The 18526-nt window shown below is 54.2% G+C and carries 7 protein-coding genes; 2 read left to right on the top strand and 5 right to left on the bottom strand.

The window, feature by feature from the left end:
- A complete protein-coding gene (locus tag AC5S26_RS17205; RefSeq protein ID WP_494186161.1) occupies positions 1-354 on the bottom strand; it encodes a YtcA family lipoprotein in 354 nt (117 codons plus the stop codon).
- A gap of 950 nt (positions 355-1304) precedes the next feature.
- On the opposite strand from AC5S26_RS17205, the gene AC5S26_RS17210 reads away from it, so the two are divergent.
- The gene (locus AC5S26_RS17210; RefSeq protein WP_494186162.1) at positions 1305-2666 is read left to right on the top strand and encodes a hypothetical protein; all 1362 of its coding nucleotides are present in this window, start codon (positions 1305-1307) and stop codon (positions 2664-2666) included.
- A 174-nt stretch (positions 2667-2840) separates the two neighbouring features.
- On the opposite strand, the gene AC5S26_RS17215 is transcribed toward AC5S26_RS17210, so the two are convergent.
- The 4 genes from AC5S26_RS17215 to AC5S26_RS17230 form a co-directional block, all read right to left on the bottom strand.
- Complete coding sequence (locus AC5S26_RS17215) at positions 2841-5300, bottom strand: ABC transporter permease (protein WP_494186163.1); 2460 nt, start codon at positions 5298-5300, stop codon at positions 2841-2843.
- A gap of 477 nt (positions 5301-5777) precedes the next feature.
- Complete coding sequence (locus AC5S26_RS17220; RefSeq protein WP_494186164.1) at positions 5778-9221, bottom strand: DUF4450 domain-containing protein; 3444 nt, start codon at positions 9219-9221, stop codon at positions 5778-5780.
- Between the two features lie 62 nt (positions 9222-9283).
- Complete coding sequence (locus AC5S26_RS17225) at positions 9284-12856, bottom strand: carboxypeptidase-like regulatory domain-containing protein (protein WP_494186165.1); 3573 nt, start codon at positions 12854-12856, stop codon at positions 9284-9286.
- A gap of 398 nt (positions 12857-13254) precedes the next feature.
- Positions 13255-16800, bottom strand: a complete 3546-nt coding sequence (locus AC5S26_RS17230) for an outer membrane beta-barrel protein (protein ID WP_494186166.1) — start codon at positions 16798-16800, stop codon at positions 13255-13257.
- A 289-nt stretch (positions 16801-17089) separates the two neighbouring features.
- On the opposite strand from AC5S26_RS17230, the gene AC5S26_RS17235 reads away from it, so the two are divergent.
- Entirely contained in the window at positions 17090-18484 is a 1395-nt protein-coding gene (locus AC5S26_RS17235; protein WP_494186167.1) for a glycoside hydrolase family 28 protein, read from the top strand.
- Positions 18485-18526: the final 42 nt, after the last annotated feature.

The raw sequence follows: 18526 nt of genomic DNA on the forward strand, positions 1-18526 counted from the left end.
TTAGTGCACCGTCCAGAAGAGCCATACTGCGAGTGCGACCAACACACCGACAGCCGAGCAGACCGCAAGCTGAAAAGGTATAACCGTTGCCAGATGGGCTGAAGCCATGAGACCACGTGCGATGACAGTTGTTATCACACCGATGACGGCGCAGGCCAGCCATGCAGGAAAGTAAGCGCCGGCTAAGGTCAGCGAAGGGGCTCCGCTGCAGCCGCTAAGGAAGGCAGTTTGAGAGAGTAATAGCAGGAGCCGAGCAGAACAGACGAGGGCAGGCGAAGCGCGAATCCGCCTGGAGATCGATCTAGATTTGATTGGCTTGCTATTGAGGACAGAGCGTTCGCATCTCTTGCCCATCGTGAATCCTCGCTTTCGTCTCTCTCACACGAATAGCTGTCTCACTAGGCCCGTTTCTGTGCACCAGCTTAGACGCTTTTTTCAGATCTCGCCAGCTTTCAGAGATGTACGCAACGCGGAGTCTTAAAAACCGTCAAATTAATCTGGTCACAGGCAAAGAAGAAAGGACTGTCGACTGCTGCTAACACTCATCGAACAGGGCGATCCGTAGTTGTTGTAATCGTTGGATCGCAGCGTTTGCATCGGATGGACTCTCGCAGAGGTCCGAATACGAATCGTCCGAATATATCAGGCGAATCCGTTTGTGAGATGGCGTTTGGGCAAGGCTCATGGAATCTCCAGATTTTATCCGTTCGCAGAAAGAGGTCGCATTGCAAATCTGCCGCCAGTCAGAAGACCAGGCTGAAGCAAGCGTTCAACGCTTATGCCTCGAGAGCGATGCGCCTGTCGCGGATGCCTCGAATTTCGATGCGGAGTTGAGCATCACCGCAGAGGAAACGAATGTAGATAATTCCCAAAAGAACGTGTATCAAGGGTTGTAGAGAATTGCTGCGCCCCTCTCAAAGTCCTTCGATGCAGGATCCTTCCCGGCGTATTATTCCTTACGGGCCAACATTAACGTATATGTGGTATTTGCCGGGAGGTTTCTCTCAACTCTTCCGGCGCTTTTCTTCGTGCGAGCTTCTTCCCAGGCCGATTGTGTCACGCGAAACATTGCTTCTTGCTATCTCTGAACAACAAAGTTGCTCGTCAGCCGGGCCTGAGTTTCGACGCTGCCCGATGTTGGCCTAGTGACGAATGGAAGAATCTATCAGCCTTCGCGACAACGAAGAACGACAGCGTCGTAAATACTTATGAGACTACAAAAATTACCCACGCGCTTGATGGCCAAAAAAGCCGTCTGCTGCTAACGATGAAATGTCAATCACTCAAGCGATAAGGGGCGTTCTATGGCATCAGCGGAAAAACTCAACACTCACCAGAAAGCGCTAACAATAAACCTTGATCCGACCAGTTACGGGTCCTTCGCAGAAATTGGTGCTGGCCAGGAAGTTGTGCGATGGTTCCTGGTTGTCGGAGGGGCTTCCGGGACGGTCGCTAAATCAATCTCAGCGTATGACAAGGAGGTCAGCGACGATCTGTATGGTTCTGGGGCGCGTTACGTTGCCAAAGAACGCGTCGAAGCCATGCTGGATAGCGAGTGGTCCCAACTCATCAACCAATTGAACAAGAGTCGTGGATCGGTAACTCGATTCTTTTCCTTTGTCGATACTATCTCCGCTCGCAACTACGCTGGAACAAATGAGCCTCACGGTTGGGTCGGCTTGCGGTTTCAATTGCAACCCGGCAGCCAACCGAACGACATCATTCTCCATATCAACATGCGAGATCCTTCCAACCCCCTGCAGCAAGAGGCGATCGGCATCTTGGGTGTGAACCTCATTCACGCTGCTTTGCTTCAACCATTGACGAAAGAATCTTTTTTCGTGAATGTTGCTGAGGATGTCGAAAATCGCATTGAAATCGACTATGTGGAAATGCGTGGGGTCGCTTTCGAAGGGTGGGATCAGCGAGCAATGCTGGCGGAATTAGTGCGTGGAGGTCTTGCTGAAGCGGTTTGTTTTTCGCCTGATGGGTTGCCCGTGCCGCCCATTGAAGTTCTTCATAAAAAATCTGTCGTGCTTGCTCCAGGATCGTTCGAACACATAGATCCCATTAAGGCGGGTATCCATGAACAACTGTTGACTTCGGGGGTCGACCAGCTCCGTCGAGAATCGGGTAATGAAGGCCCTGCGCCTAGCGGCTTTTTCTGCTTGTCTGCAAAGCCGCTCACAGAAGCTGATCCGCCTCCGGGAGCCGCTGGCCTGCTGGAACGTATTGATGCCCTTCAGGGGCGTGGGGGTGGCGTGTTGGTGTTCCGTGAGCGAGAACTCTACACCATGACAGCATTCGTCAACCGGTACACCAAGGAACATGTCCGCTTCGTCGTAGGCCTGTCTCTTCTGATTCGCATCTGGGAATATCGCTACGCTCATCTCACCGGTAGCTTCCTTGAAGGTATGTCTCGTCTCCTGGCGCAAAACGTGCGCATCTACGCTTATCCGATGAGCTCCAGCAACCTCCAGCAATCGATTCCAAACAATTCAACAATTGGATGGCATTGGACTGATTCGAACGGATGGGTTTCTGCCGATCAACTTCATCCTGAACCGCCACTCGGTCATCTTTACAGCTATGTTCTCGCTAGCGATTTCCTCATCCCATTGCAGATTCCGGCAGGCTTGACAAGTTACGACCGGTCGAGCAGCTGAGATTGAATGGTCGTTAGGTCTCTGAGTGAATGTCCTTTGATCCAAAAAGACTCCTTGAATGCTGGGTGCTTTCCGGAACGAAGAGATTCGGTAGACATAAAGGGTCATCATGACTGATCCTCGAAGAAAACGCCTGAAGTGATTCCTCCAAACTATGCCGTCGAAAGCAGCGGTTTACTCGGAACGCAATGCCTCGACCGCGTCCACTTTCGCGGCGCGCATAGCGGGAACGGCTGAAGCAATTACAGCCGCACCCAGGATGGCTACAGCGGACGCAACAAACGCAAGTGAGCCAGGCTGGTGGATCTCCGAGACGTATTTGGCAACTATGCGTGAGACCGCAAAACCGATCGCCACACCCGCGCCCACTCCGATGCCGGCCATCGCCACGCCCTCTACAAGGACAATGGTGAGAATGTTACGCGGCAGAGCGCCCATGGCCATGCGGATTCCGAACTCGCGCGTCCGCCCGCTCACAGAAAAAGCAAGAACGCCCGCCACGCCCACCACAGAGATTAAGAGTGCCACGGCGGCGAATCCTCCAAAAACAATCGCGTTGAGGCGGTCGGGCGTCAGCACCTCCGCGCGAACGTCTTCGAGGGTGCTGGCCTTTTCTACGGGCTGATCTGCTGAAAGCTCGCGAACGATCTGCGTGATGGCCGGGACCAGAGCGTAAGCATCCTGATGTGCGCGTACAAACAGGCGGCCGGTCCATCCTTGCTCTTGTTCGACCGGCTCATAGATCGTCATGGCCGGTGACGGGATGATATTTTCATCGTCGAAGTCAGGGACCACGGCAATGATTCGCCTTGGCTCGGGGCTGATGCCGACAAACTTTATGACCCCGTCCGTCCACCACAGTTGATGGTTCACCGCGTTCTGCCCCGGGTAGAGCAACTTGGCGAGGCTCTGACTGATGATCACGACGCGTTCGGAAACGTCTTTGTCGGCGTCGTTGAAGTCGCGCCCTTCTTGAATCGGAACCCCGAACGTATTGAAGAAACCCGGCGATACCACCCGGAACTTGGCTCGAAAATCCTGTCCGTCTGCGCGCTTTGCGCCTTGCGCGGCGAATTGAAAGCTGATGCTCAGGCCCCGATCGTCTCGCCAGGGGGTGCCGAAACCTGAAGACACGTGCTCAACGCCCGGCAGCGCGCTGACGCGGCGTTGCACCTCCCGATAGAACGCATCCACCTGCTGGGGTGTCTTCCCATACGACATCAGCGGAAGATTCACCGCCAGAACGTTGGCTGAATCGAACGGCGGCCGCGTCTGCTCCAGTACAAACAGAGTCTTCATCAACACACACGCTCCGGCGAGCAGCAGGAAGGAAGCCGCTATCTGTGTCACAGCAAAGATGCGGAGACGCCGGCTGCTCCCTCCGGCAACACGTGCTCCGCGGCCGGTAAGGCCGCCTTGCGGAGAGTCAGCCGAAGGGAGTCGTGGAATGAATGCCAGGAAGATGGACGCAACCAGCGCCAGCCCAATCCCGAACCACACGATACTGAAATCGAGCGTGAGATCGTTGGCGCGCGCTGAGAAGCGCGATGCATAACGGCCCAAAACGGCCACCATTGGTATAGCGAGGGCTACTGCTGCCAGGGCCCCGCTCCCGCTCAGGACGAAGCTCTCCGCCAACAGAGAACGGCGCAGCACCGCATTGCTTGCCCCCAGCGCCGAGCGTATAGCCAGCTCAGGTTCGCGGCGTACCGTTCGCGCCAGCACCAGATTCGCAACGTTCGAGCTCGCAATTACGAAGAGCAGGCCCGAAGCCGCAAACAGGATCCATAGGATCGTATTGGCGCGCGAATTGATCTGCTCGTGCATGCGTGTTACGTCGATTGTGTAATGGTCCTCCGGTTTGTAAACCTCCGGATGTGCCGCCAGCATGCCGCCGTATACGCTGCGCAGTTCAGCCCGTGCAGCGTCGACACTGGCGCCCGGTGCCAGCCGGCCGAAGACCTCCGTCATGCGATGCTCGCGTCCAGTCACCATGGTGGCGGAAAGATGATGCGGGCTGGTGACGAGGTTCGCGATAATCTCCGTCGCCACAGGATAGGGAACGGATGGTTCCAGAACACCAACGACGGTAGCCGTGCGCGCGCCGGTGGGACCCTCCAGCCGCACCGTCTTTCCAATCACGCTGGGATCGGAATGCAGCGATGCCCTCCAGAAGTGATGGGTCAGCACCACGGCTCCGGCAGCATTCTGACCGTCATCAGCCGGAGTCAGCAGTCGTCCAAGCACGGGCCGCAGGCCCATCACCTCGAAGTAATGCCCGTCCACCACACCCGCTGGAATCTCGCGGGGCGTGCCCAGACCCACGAGCGTGAAATCTACCTCTGAAAATGTGCCCAATTCCTTAATGGATTTAAGCCCGCTGCCAATGTTCTGAATCTCGGGGACCGAGAACGTTGCGTTGTCCTGGCCGATACCGGGGGCGCTCTGGCGCAGGTAAAGCAACCGATCTTCGTCGCGATTCGCCAGCGGACGCAGCAGTACGGCGCGTACTACGCTGAAGATTGCGGCGTTGGCTCCGATACCCAATGCCAAGGTAAGGGCGACTGTGGTCCACAGCGCAGGGACTCGCGCAAGGGACCGCACGGCAATTTTCAAATCGTGAAAGAACAACATCTCGACCTCGATTCAGGCGGGTTGGTTACGCCGCGTCTACCATCTCGACGAACGGCTGGACCCGAATTCGACCAATCGTCCAGGAAATTTTTGCATAAATCTCCTTTTTTACAATTTCCTCGCAATGGGATCTCTGGAAACCTGGGAAGACGGCGTACTTTCTCAATCGTTTCGGAGACTGAAAGAGGTGGTCGATATCCCCGTGAAGTGGGACTTGGAGCTTCAGTAGGAGCGTACACTGATCCGACCCTCTCCTGAACACTCTCAGCCGGCCCTTTCGGCAGATAGACCTTGGTGAACTTTCCCGAGTCTTGCCAAATGGTCTGAGCGCCCCAGTAGACGGTTTCGGATAGTGTCAGGGTGTTTGGTCATCAAAAAGAATGCCAACGCAGAGTGAATAACTCGCTCGGCCGTAGCGCCTCTGTTGTGTCGAGCATGAACAACAGTCGGTCGCGTCTGATGATATTTAGCTTCTTACTAATGAGAGCGTACGAGTGTTGCTCCAAGCAGACCAATAACAGGACCGTATAGATCCACTTCAACCCGCAAGGATGAGAGCTGTTTGGCTGGATCAAGTTGCAGCGTCAAGATAGACGCTGCTCCGCCGGAGACGGACTTACCCTTCCCTTTGAAGGAAACGGGATCGAGGACCCGAACCTTTCCGGAGCGGAGGTCGACTCTTGGAGGAATGGGGGCGTCACTCACAAACAGGTAATCGTCGAGGAGAAAATCCTGTTCAATCGGCCATAAGGTTTCCGGTGTACGAAGCTCGAGCAGGGAAGCGCTGTCATCTGCATAGCGCACGGTCACCATTCCATGCCTCATGCGGCTGCATTGAGGGAACGTGCTCGCTGTCAGCAGCAGAAATAGGCTCTTTGCCTTTCCAGTAAGGGCGACTTCGACACTGTTTTGATCCTGTTGCCACTGTGACAGATAGAGGCAATTAGGAATGATTGGGTCTGATGGCGTACGGAAGGAGACACCCATAGGAGTCGCCAGGCTTCCGCCTGCAGCACGAAGGCCGGTGTCGTCGATAACTGGGTGCAGGTCGAAAGCCGCCCATGCGCCCACACCCTGCTCTGGAATGGAAAGCGAACAGTAGGGAGCTCGAGGAGCAGAATAATTCCGCTGGAAGATATCCGTAACCCTGTGCTTGAGATGCACCGTCAGGTCCAGCGGTTCGATCACTGCCTTATTGGGTAACTTTTGCGATATGTCGCTGCCAATGGCAGCCTTCACTTCGAACGAGACCGGCATCCACCATCGACAATCCTTATCTTCCATACGGATGAAGATCGTATGTTGCCCTGAACGGATCGCGCGGCCATCCTTGAAGCAGGACTGCGGGTCTTCCATCGCATGCGTCGTTCGGTTTGGAAGCACGATCTTCTCTCCAAGGGCATAAGAGCGAAATGGGGCCGGGGAGAGAATTTGTTTTCCCGTCCACTCCACTTCCACGATCCAACGTTCCCCTGCACCAGCTGGAACGGTGAACAGTGGAGCTCCAACAGCTTCGGGGTCGAACTTCGCGTTGTGAATTGGATGTTGGTTGACCCGCACAAAAGGCTTACCAGTCCGAGGAGAGCGTAACTTCAAGAGGAGTTGAACCGGCCTCCCGAAGTTGGAGGTAACCTCCAGCACTTCCCGCGTTCCCATGCGCTGCCATTTCATATCGACATCGCAATGATGCAGGGATGCATCATTCCATTTGTTTGGAAATCCTGGTTGGATTGTGAGGGTGTCATGAAGAAGATCGGGTTTGATACCGAACAATCCTTCGATCAAGGCACGCGATGTGATGCCGATAGGATCACCAAAATCACGTTGTGCTTCCTGACGGTGATCATCCAAAGCGGATGTCATATGGAAGTTTCCGGGGCATAGTCCCTGGAACATCGAGTCAACGATGTTGCCTTTGAAGATGGTGAAGGCCTCTTCTGCCATGCCTGCCTGCCAGAGAGCCAAGGCCATGTGCATATTCTCTGCAAGCAGTAGAAGGTTCAAGGACCATATGTACGGAAGCCAATCAGAGCACGGAAGCATATACAGGCCCTCGCGAGGAACATCTGGTCCCTCGAGGGGAACCTTTTTCAGACGCCCCAGAGCTTCCGCCGCCATCTGCCATGCTTCTCGTGGAGAACCTACCTCAGAATCGATCGTGTGATAGACCGACCATAGTGCCGGAAAAGTGTATACGCGTTGATTCGTGAGAATGTCTTTGGATTCGCCAAAGGTTCCCTTTTCTGGCAGCCACAGCAGCTTATGCATTCCTTCAAGAATCAGCGCACTCTCGCGATCAAAGACGGAAGGATCTTGTTCCAGCCATCGCGCAATCTGTGCCGCCATTATGTTCGCGTAGTAGTTGTATGCCGTGGAATGGGCAGCGCCACCACCGTTGTACTGCAGGTTATCGCTTGCCCAGATGCAGGCATATCCTTCGTACAGCGGCAGCTCCCGCCCCTCTTCAATTTGGTACGTCCGCCGAAACAGACGTCGCTCCCACTCCAGATGCATGAGCAGCGCAGGCCATATCTCTTGCGCAAATTCCTTGTCTCCCGTCCATTGCAGATGACGCAGTAACGCATCGAAGAAGACGAGGTTCATGTCGTAATGGTTGTGGGAGAGATCTCCTCGACTGTGCAGGAGATTTTCCGAACGGGTCAGGTGCGAACCAGGGTCGGGGCCTCCCTTTGTTGGCGTCGCAGTTGTTACTAGTGAGTTATTCTGTTTTGCAATCCAATGCCTCGCATGCTCTCGAAAGCGATCATGCCATCCCAGGCAATCGAGTACGTAAGGACCTCGCCAACCTGCTAGAGGATTACGCCAGGCTACCGCTCCATGCATGACACACTTTTGTCGGTCATCCCAGATGGCATCTCCCGCAAAGCATAGAGCTCCGGCGGCTGCATCAATATATGGATCGGGAGTGGAGAGAGCTATCTGGCTCGCCAGAGTTTCGAGCTGCTTGCTGCGTCTTGTAAAAGATTCGGCCACGTCTTCCTGTGTGGAAGGAGATGTGGTGCCATCCGCTCTCTTGATTTCTATGTATTGGGACTTGCCGGGATTCAAATCCACTGAGCCAAGCAGTACGGGCTCCTCCGTAAGAGCCTTGCCGAAGCGGCTTACCGCCTGCCATGCATCATTCCAGTGTTTTCCATCTCCTACAGAAAGATCAGAGCCACTTGGAAATGTTAGAAGCAGCCTTGCGGCCTTGCTGCTAAGAACAGCCTTATGACTCTCAATGGAGTAATGGTTCTCCTTGCATTCTTCCGGTCGAACCTGAAAGAACTGGCTTACAGGCTCACTTTCGCAACCAATGTCGCCTCCGCGTTTTCCTTTGCGGCCGCTGACTCCGCCAAACATCCATATCAGTCTGGTCCCCTGAGGAATTTCCCGAGACTGAATCCTGGCCTGCAGCCCTTCCCCTTGGCCCATCGTGGATAGCTCAAGGAGAATCGAACCCTGCTTAAGTAGAGGATCTCGAACTTCGTAGGACATGCGTCCCATGCGGTAGGTAGCAACGACGTCGCTAGCTTCGATGAGCCACTTAGCCGTTGTCTCGGTGGAAAAGCCGAGACGCAGATTGCCGCCGTGCCCGGGCAGATAAAGGGAGAACTCAGGGAGGTCGCCTGCATCGACACGAAATGCGTTGTTTGGCCCGTAGAGAGGACGATTAAAAAATTCGCGGCCATTCCGAATAGCGAAGCCGCTGTCTTGAGGATGGTAGCGAAGAGGCCGAGCAGTCTGACCAGCCATCAGACCACGAGTCTTTCCCGTAATCTCTTCTGGAGAGCTCGCTGCAGATTGAGGAGGATGCGAGCGTTGCTGAAGCGATAGCAGTGGCCGATGAACCCCCAGCGTTGCTGTAGCTGCAGCATGCGACAGAAAGCGACGACGATTCCAATAAGATTGCAGGTCCATGTCTCTATAGAAAATTAAGCGAGAAGAGGACATCCATTCCGTCCCCTTCTCACTGCTCGTCCTTAGAAGTTGAACTTGCCAGCAAACTGCCAGTCCCGAGCGCTGTTGTTTTGTTTAGTGACTTTTCCAAAGGCGCTGAGATTGGACAGTGATGTACCCAGGCCACCGAACTGCGTATGGTTGGTTACATTGAAGGCATCCGCCTGGAAGGTAAACTTTAGCCGCTCCCAGATGGGAAACTCACGCTTCAATCCAGCGTCCATGTTATAAGTCCCGATATTGTAGAGATGATAGGGGGCATTGCGGTCAACATTACCGAAATTGAACCCTCCATTTCCTGGGGTAGTCACAAACGCATTCGCATCGATATACGAAACATCGTTGACCGTCGTCGCCGTAATCCCTTTGCCGACGTTTCCATTGATTCGCACTGGTCCGGAAAACGCCGGGTTATAACTCGGATAGCAGCTTCCCGGTGTTTGACAGTTAGCGCCACTGATTGAAAGCGGAGCGCCCGAGGTTTTCGAGAAGATAAACGACAGCTTCCATCCACCTGTAAGCGCACGCACAACAAAATGCTGCCCTCCGGGCTGATCCCGCTGTCCGAATGGCAATGAATAGACTCCGAAGATATGCAGGTTGTTTGGAACGTTGTTCGAGCTCACGGAACGATCGATTCTGTTCGCCTCGACCGTTCCGTGTCCTCCATCGATGACGCTGGCAGGAATGGCATAGCCGCTGCGCGAACCCGAGATATCATCGATGGTTTTCGCGAACGTATAGTTCAGCGTATAGCTCAACCCATGCCACTCACGCTGCGACAGAGAGATCTGCAGGGCGTTATAGTTGCTGTTTCCAACGTTGCCATATGTATCGGTTACTCCGGAGTATTGCGGAAACGGCTTGAGCATCTGCCCCAGCGTAGCGGTTGATCCACCGTAGTTGGCGTAAGGTAGCCCGATTCCGGGGATGATTGCTTGCGCTTCCTGCAGATAGGTCTTACCGGTAGCCTTATCTACATTGCTAGGAAGTTGCTTCAGTAAGCCTCCCAATACCTGGTACTGCGGAGCCAACTGATTGTTGTAGTAGCCCCTTAATCCAGCAATAAGAAAGTGACCCTGATTGGCTGCATAGTCGACACTCAACGTAAGCGTATTTGTAAGCAGATGCTGCACACCAAAGTTCCGGCTGACCGCGTAAGGGGGACGCCCCGAAAGATATGGGTCTGCGAAGCTTACCGTACTGGCGACAACCGACGATCCATCGCTTGCAATATAGTTCCCGGCGTTAGCAGTCGGTGTCTGATTAATCGTTGTTGCATAACCCGGAAGACTGCTATTGCCCAGTGCCGGGTTCAGGAAGAATGCGGGCTGCTCTCCTTGATTCGAGGACGCAAAGGCCGGGCTGATCGTGAGACCGACCTGACCTGTTCCGTTGTAATTTCCTGCGCTCGATCCTCCCACACCTCCACTGTGCGTATACATGATGGAGAATGCGCCGCGAATAACGTCTTTGGAACCGGCCTGGTAAGCAAAGCCCAGTCTTGGGCCGAGGTTTTTGTACCACGTGTTTATGGTTGTCTTGCAATTGCAAGTACTGTCGCCGCGACCATAGTAGAACAACGCTCCATTCGATCCAGTTGCAGGATTCATCTGCGTTGGACTAAAGCCAGACCAACGATCTTTGGTCTCTGTAAATGGCGTGTAGAGATCCCATCTCAGCCCAAGGTTTAGCGTAAGATTTTTCGTTACCTTGAAGTCATCCTGGACATAAGGTGAAAAGGCTTTGTATCTCGCTCCAAGCGTCGAAAAGTTCTGGATATACAGAGAGGTCTTATCCACCGCTCCCAGCAAATAACTTGCGTATGCCAATCCACTCTTTACGTTGATATCGCCCTTCGTAAAGCCCGCAGTCGAGTTATTGGTATACGTGAATGTAACTGGCATTGATTGGCTATCGGCTGCGGATTGATTGAACTGCAACCACTGGAAGGTTCCACCGAACGTGATCGAATGGCGTCCGCGTACCCACTGGAACTCATCTCCAATCGTGTACGTATTTACCGCCTCATGTTGCCCGGTCGGCGAAGAGAATCCAGTTGGATTGTCGACTCCACCGGAAAAGCTTGCACCAGGAAATGTCGAAGACGCCTGCCCCGCCGGCAGATTCCCGATCCCCAAGTTGGCGGCAGTATCGTCGGTACCATCCGTCAGATTGTGCACGGGAGTCGCAAATCTCGTGTATCCATACCGCAACTGGTTCACCGCATGCGGCGTAATCGTGTACGTGTGCTTAACGATGTCGGTCGTCGTACGCTCGTCCACGAACGTACAGTTTGTATAGGGATTTGGCAGGACAGACGTTGACCCGTAATCACAAGGAATGAATTTCTTATCTCCCGACGTGGAGATAAGGGATATCTGCTGTTTCTCGTTGATCGTATAGTCCAACCGTCCTGTAACTCCCCAGACGTCATTTCCCACGGGACGTCCATAAAGGTAGTTATTGGTTAAGGACGAATTCGAAACCGGGGGCAGATTCTTCTGCATGGCCTGTGCGATGGAAGAGATCTTGGAAGCAGGAATCACGTTCGGGGTAGGCGCTCCATTCTTCACTCCCATAAACTGGCGAACACAAGGAACTCCGCCATTCGAGGCAGTACACTCCGCAGCGGATGTTGGATCGTAGATGTTGTATCCCGTGCTTGCGCTATAGGCCGAAAAGTCGCCATTCCGCGCGTCTACCGTCGGTATCGTCTGCGAGGAAGGATTGGCGACACCCGTGTAGTGATAGCGATCGTAATTTAGAAAGAAGAACAGCTTATTTCGCTTGATCGGTCCACCCAGCGAAAACGAAAGCTCGTTCTGGTGTTCGGGATTCTTCGCTGTAGGAAGCCCCTTTGTGCCGTCCGCATGCACTACCGGAGTCCACGGCTGAAAATATCCCCAACTATCGAACGCCGTGTTACGAAAGAAAGCGTAGGCGTTTCCATGAAACTGGTTGGTGCCTTGTTTGATCGAGAAGTTCTCCACGCCGATACCCTGATACTGGGCTGAGGAACCGCTGGTTTGCACCTGGAACTGATCGACCGCCTCAATCGATAGATTCTGGTTTAGCTTACGGTTGTCGCCCTGCGAGTCCACGGTGGTCTGCGGAACGCCTTCCACGTACATCTCATTCGAGTTTCCCGAACCGACACCGTTGAAGATTCCAGAACGTCCTCCACTTTGAACTCCAGGCATGAGGCCCGTGAATGCTGTTGGGTCGCGAGGAGTTCCGCTCGTCATCTGGATTGGCAGCTCCGAATATGTTTTGTTCTCCATCACGGCGCCCAGGGTTGCATTCGTCGTCTGCAACGCCGGTGGCTCCGTCGAAACGGTAACCGTATCGGCAACGCTTCCGACCGTGAGCTGTAAATTCAGCCCCACCGTCTGCAAAGCGTTAACTGTCACCTTGTCCTGCTTTAAATTCTGAAATCCTGGTGCGGCGACAATAACCGTATATGTCCCGGGAGCAAGCGGAGAGAGTACGTAGTATCCCGTTCCGGTTGACTTGCGCGCCGTTGCAATATGCGTGCTGTTTTCTGTGGCCGTGATGTTGGCGCTGGGAATGGCTGCCCCAGTGCTGTCCGTCACCGTACCCGAAATAGCGCCTTGTCCAGCAATCTGGGCTCTTATGCGAGTCGCTGTGAGCGCCAGACCAAGATACAAAAACAAACGAAGAGACCCCAACAGACTTTTGTTAAGCACCATTCCTCGCAAAGGTTATTTCTATAGATATATTTTTTCTGACCGCGCCAATCTTAGGAACCGTTGACCGTCATTGTCAATGGAAAAATAGTTTCAAAAATAAAAACGGCCTAGCTATTCCTTGACCCTGCAATGGATACTGGGATTCTCTCTACTCACAAAGGAAGCTTTAGCGCTAACGTGAGTGGCGCAGAAACATTCCTCCAGAGAAGAATGTTTCTCGCTGCGAAAAGGCCAGATCGGATCGATCTGGCCTTTTCCGGTTTGTTCTCTGGCAATGCTGGCTAGAAGCGTACGTGCGCCGAGATCTGAAGCACGCGCGGTTGGTTCGCCTGAGAACTGATCAAACCGAAACTCGTCGACGTCGGCGAAAGGTTGGGACCGCCGAACTGAGCACGGTTAAGAGAATTGAAGGCTTCTCCTCGTATCTCAGCGGTCAGGGTGTCTCGAAAATGGAACTGACGTGCAAGCGATGTGTCCAGATTGTTTGTGCGATCTCCACGATACTGCGAGAACGTTGACGGCAACGTGCGGATATTCGTCTGTATCGCCACGCCGTTGACAGAAATTCCTGGTTGATCGTTTGCCTTCTGATCAAACTGAGTCGTATCGAATGCTGCAACATTCGACCTGGTCTCGCGAGGGTTCAACCGGAGATCGCCGCCATAGTAGATCAGATTGCCAAAGGCAAGCGGAGCGCCCGACTGAAGGGTATAGATGCCACTCACAGCCCAACCGCCGAGTACGGCGTGTGCAAGGTGACCGGCTACACTGTCCCCGCCCGCCGCAGAGAACGGGAGCGTATACACACTCGCAATCGAAAGCTTGTTGGTGTAGTCAAAGCTGGCGATGCGCTTCTCGTAACGAAGGTCGGAGTCGTTCAGACGCGTGGTCTGCTCGATATTCTTTGACCAGGTATAGTTCGCGATGAACGTCAAGCCATGCGAAAGCCTGCGCTGCACGCGTGCATTCAGACTGTTGTAGCTGGATTTTCCGTTCTGGATGTCCTGCAGGGTCAGACCGTTGATCGGGTACTGCGGATACGCTGTAAGCAACTGACCTCGGGCGATTGTGTTGCCATTCAGTGTGGTTCCGGGAAGCAATCCGCGAAATGGGTTCGTCACCGAGTTGTTGAGTAACGCCACGACATTCGGATCCCGTACAGCGCTGGAGCTCAGATACTGCGCCGGAATTGGATTCAGAGGTATGCTGCTGACCTGCAGTTTGATGTACTGGGCGCCGATATAGGCCAACTGGAAGATGGTATTGGCATCCAGTTGTTGCTGCAATGACAGAGCCCAGCGCTCTGAATACCCGTTCTTCATATGCTGATTGAGCGTACCGGTACTTAGTCCCTGGTTGGTTGCAGCTCCTCCCGCCGAGCCCTGTGGCTCAAGAAGCCCGTTGGGGAATGGATTTGCCAGTGTGCTGGCAGGCGTTGCGTAGTTATCGTTTGTCGCAACATAAGGAGTGTTCTGGCTAAAGCCGGTGCTGTTGATGGTTGCGAGATTCTGGACGGGGAAGACGAAAATTCCGAAGCCACCTGTAATCGTGGTCTTGCCACCGTAGAGCTCCGGGTTCCAGGCAAACCCAACGCGCGGGCTAAAGGTGTAGGAATCCGTGTTGTAGATCTGCGGTCGCGCACTCGAGGCGTAGACTACACCTCCCGGCACAGCGAACTGTCCCGCAGGAATCTGCGGAATCGGGTTCGCGTTGTAGGCCGCGGTTGCTGCCGAGGAGAGCGTCGTCGTCAGCGTTGGATCGAAGCTGCTGATCACGCGGTTGTGACGCTCGTACATCGGAAAGTCATGCTCAAAACGCAGACCTGCATTAATCGTCAGCGTGCGGGAGATGCGCCAGTCATCCTGTGCGAACAGGCTGAGATAGCGGTTCCACGTCGCGGTGAAGACATTCCTGTTGATCGCGCCAGAGGTCGGCAGACCTAATTCGAACGCGGCGAGGTCCTGACCAAACGGTGCAGCGCTGGAGTTGCTGGCCGCCTGCGTGAAATCCGAACCGTAGACAAATTGTCCTGTCGGATACCCGTAGGAGATATTTTCAATCCGGTATTCACGAGCATCTACACCAAACTTGAGCGAATGATTTCCAGCCAACTTATTGACGCTGCCGAAGATATGGAACACATCGTTCCAGTTTGCATTCGGAGTGTTGTTCGGAGTGAAAAGGCAAGCAAAAGTTGTCTGCTTTCCAGGCGAGTTGCAGGAACCTGTGCTGCTGAGCGCAACGCTTGGAAGCTGCTGAATATTTGCGCCCTGGCTCAGCCCATCGGAATAGCCGACCGAAGCCGGATCCGTGCCCTGCGACGGTCCGCCCGTCAGCGAAGCATAGCGTGTCCAGTTGAATCGCACGTTGGCGACTGTCGTTGCGTTGAAGGTATGGACGTCATCCACAACAGCGCCCCAGTTGGTGCGCGTCAGCAAAGCGCCGGTCGCATTGTTGTGGAAGTAGTCTGAGGTCGTCTGGACTCTCTGGTTGTGGCGAACATCGAAGAAGAGCTTATTGTTGGCACCGATGTTAATATCCATACGTCCAAACTGGTTGTCGTAGGTATCTGTGCTGTTGAAGTTGCTGAAGTAGTTGTTCATCGCGAGGGCATTCGCCCCCGGAACGTTCGGGTCTGGGTAGTACGAAAGCAGCTTTGCCGCGATCGGGTTCACGTTCGGCAGCTTGTTGTTGGAAAACGGAGTGCGTCGGGTTACGCCATTCGTCGTCACAGCCGAACCTGGATCGTAGACCGTATAAGCGGAACCACCGTTTGCCAAAAGGTCGCTGAAGTCGCCCTGCTTCTCCGCTGCGGTGGGAACGTGCAGATAACCGCCCGCCGGCTGCGAATCACGGATCCCCTCCCACGAAAACTCAAAGAACACCTTGTCACGGCCGTTGAAGACCTTAGGAATCCACACGGGACCACCTATCGACAGGCCATACTGATTGAAGTGCGTATTCGGGCGAGGCGTACCGTTTCGGTTGCTGAAATAGTTATTCGCCGTCAAAGCGGCAGTCTGGTTGTACTCATAGAGCGAACCATGAAGCTTGTTTGCGCCGCCCTTCGTGACTTGATTTACCACGCCGCCGCCCGAGTGACCATAAGCCGCATCCGCCTGGAAGGCATAGACCTTGACCTCCTGCACCACATCCTGCGGCGGGCTGTAGGCTACCTTCAGCTGGCTGTCGGTATCGGGCGAGCCATCGAGCAGTGTCTCCGTCGTCTGATTCTTTGCGCCTGCGATCGTGATAGAAGCCGCTCCGCCGTTGTCGAAGGGACGAACCTGCCCAGGCGGCTGCGTACTGGCAACACCAAGGGCAAGCTGAGCCAGCACGACTGGTGTGCGCCCATTCTGCGGTAGATCTTCGACCTCCTTGGTGCCGATGCTCTGGCCAATCGCGGAGTTCGTGGTATCAATCAACGGAACATCTGCATCGACAACAACGCTCTGCGAAACCTCGCCCAGCTGAAGCTGAATATCAATCTGAGGATGATCGCCCGCTTGTACCGTAATGCCGTTGCGTAAAACAGACTGGAAGTTAGGTACTTCCACCCGTACTGAATACGGACCTGGAGTAAGCGAGGGAGCAGCATATGCGCCGGCATCGTTGCTCTGCAACCGAGCCTGACCGCCTGTGTCCATATTGGTTACGACGACAGAAGCATGGGGGACCACCGCGCCTGTATTGTCTGTGACCGTGCCGCTGATAGTTCCGCGAAACTCTTGGGCAAGCGTTCGAATGGGCAACACGAGCAGCACAACGACAACGAGGAACTGGGCGAATTGACGCGATACCGCGGCCTTTATAACTGATAGGGACAAAGCAGGCCTCTATTTTGATATTGAACTAGAAATTCACATATGAAACTAGTCCCTTTTTGAAATAGCTGTCAAGTAGCGGTATAAATGGACTTACGGAATTTTTCGATGTTTGTGCTCTCTCTTTTTTTCTTTTTGGTTTTTTGGGCAGGGAAGAGACCCACATAGGCATCTCCGAACAGAGAGCACTTCTGCACCGCAAAAATCAATCGATATGCCCCCTTTGAGAGCGAATGGTTCATGCGCTCAAAAAGGGCACGCGTTCGCGAAACGATGAAAGGAATTCATGAAAATGCCGCAGTCGCTGATCGAGGTTAACCGGCGAGACCTCTTCAAAGGAGCTCTCAGCTTAACGGCCACCGCCTCACTGGCGCCCCGCTCGTTTGCCTCGAAGTCCGCTTCTCAGTCGCCTGCAGCGCCGAAGATTGAATTGAACGTTCGTGATTTTGGGGCTAAGGGCGACGGCATTACGCTCGAAACGGATACGCTGCAACGGATACTCGACCGTTGTCATGTTTTGGGAGGAGGTCAGATCATTGTTCCCGCTGGCCGCTACCTCACCGGTGGCCTCACCTTGCGGAGTAACGTGACGCTTCGCCTGGAGAAGGACGCTACTCTTGTAGGGTCACCGAATCTTTCCGACTACAAAGTCTCCGAAGTGCGCTGGGAGGGCAAATGGATTCCGGGTTACACAGCTCTTCTTCATGCCTTCGACGCTCGAAACATCGCTGTTATTGGTGAGGGGCGCATTGAAGGGAATCCAGCTGTTAGTGGACGGCCCACCAAAGACAACCCTCTGCGTCGTCCTGCGCTCATCGAACCAATCTACTGCGATGGTGTGCATCTGGAAGGCTTCAGCACCAACTACGAGCATATGTGGTCGATTCATCCCACCTGCTGCGACAATCTTGTCTTTCGCAACCTGACCGTCCGGAGCACCGAAACCAATGGCGATGGCATCGATATCGACTCCTGCCGGCACGTTCTTATCGACTCGTGTGATATCGCCTCCGGCGACGACTGCATCTCGCTCAAATCCGGCCGGGGCGAAGAGGCCTGTCAGATGAATCGCCCGACTGAAGACGTGCGAATCGTGAACTGCACGCTGGAAGGACGGGGCTATGCCTGCATCGGCATCGGCAGCGAAACGTCAGCTGGTATCCGCGATGTGGTCATCGAGCGCTGCCGGATCACCAGTGTGTTTAAATTTGGAATCTATATAAAGAGTCGCATCGGCCGCGGCGCCTTCATTGAAAACATTGCTGTCCGCGATATGGAGGCAACAAAGATGCGCATGGGCTTTCTCAGCATCAACCAGACCAGCGCAGGCATCCAGGACGCGAACCCTGTGCCTGGTCTTGAGGGACTCCCCTTATACCGAAACTTCCGATTCGAAGATATTCGTGTGCAGGATGCTCCTGTTCTTGTAGATGCCAGGGCTATCGATGCACGCAAGCCTCTCGACGGTCTTGTTCTCGAGGGTATCTCCGGCACATGTCAAAAAGGCATCACGATCGCCAACGTACGAAATGCGAGGCTGCGTGGCATTCAGGTCGCCGGCTTTAGCGGGCCTTTACTGAGCACTGTGAACGTCTCAGGAAAAGGGATCGAGAACGCCTCGAAGGCAGCGGCACCTGCGGAGGCAGCACTGGTCGCTGCGTCTGCAGCTCCTTATCAGTTGCGCTGAATTTCGAGATATGAGCCACCTTCGCCGGAGATCAAGGCTTTG

Source organism: Edaphobacter sp. FHG110511_03 (assembly GCF_059115365.1).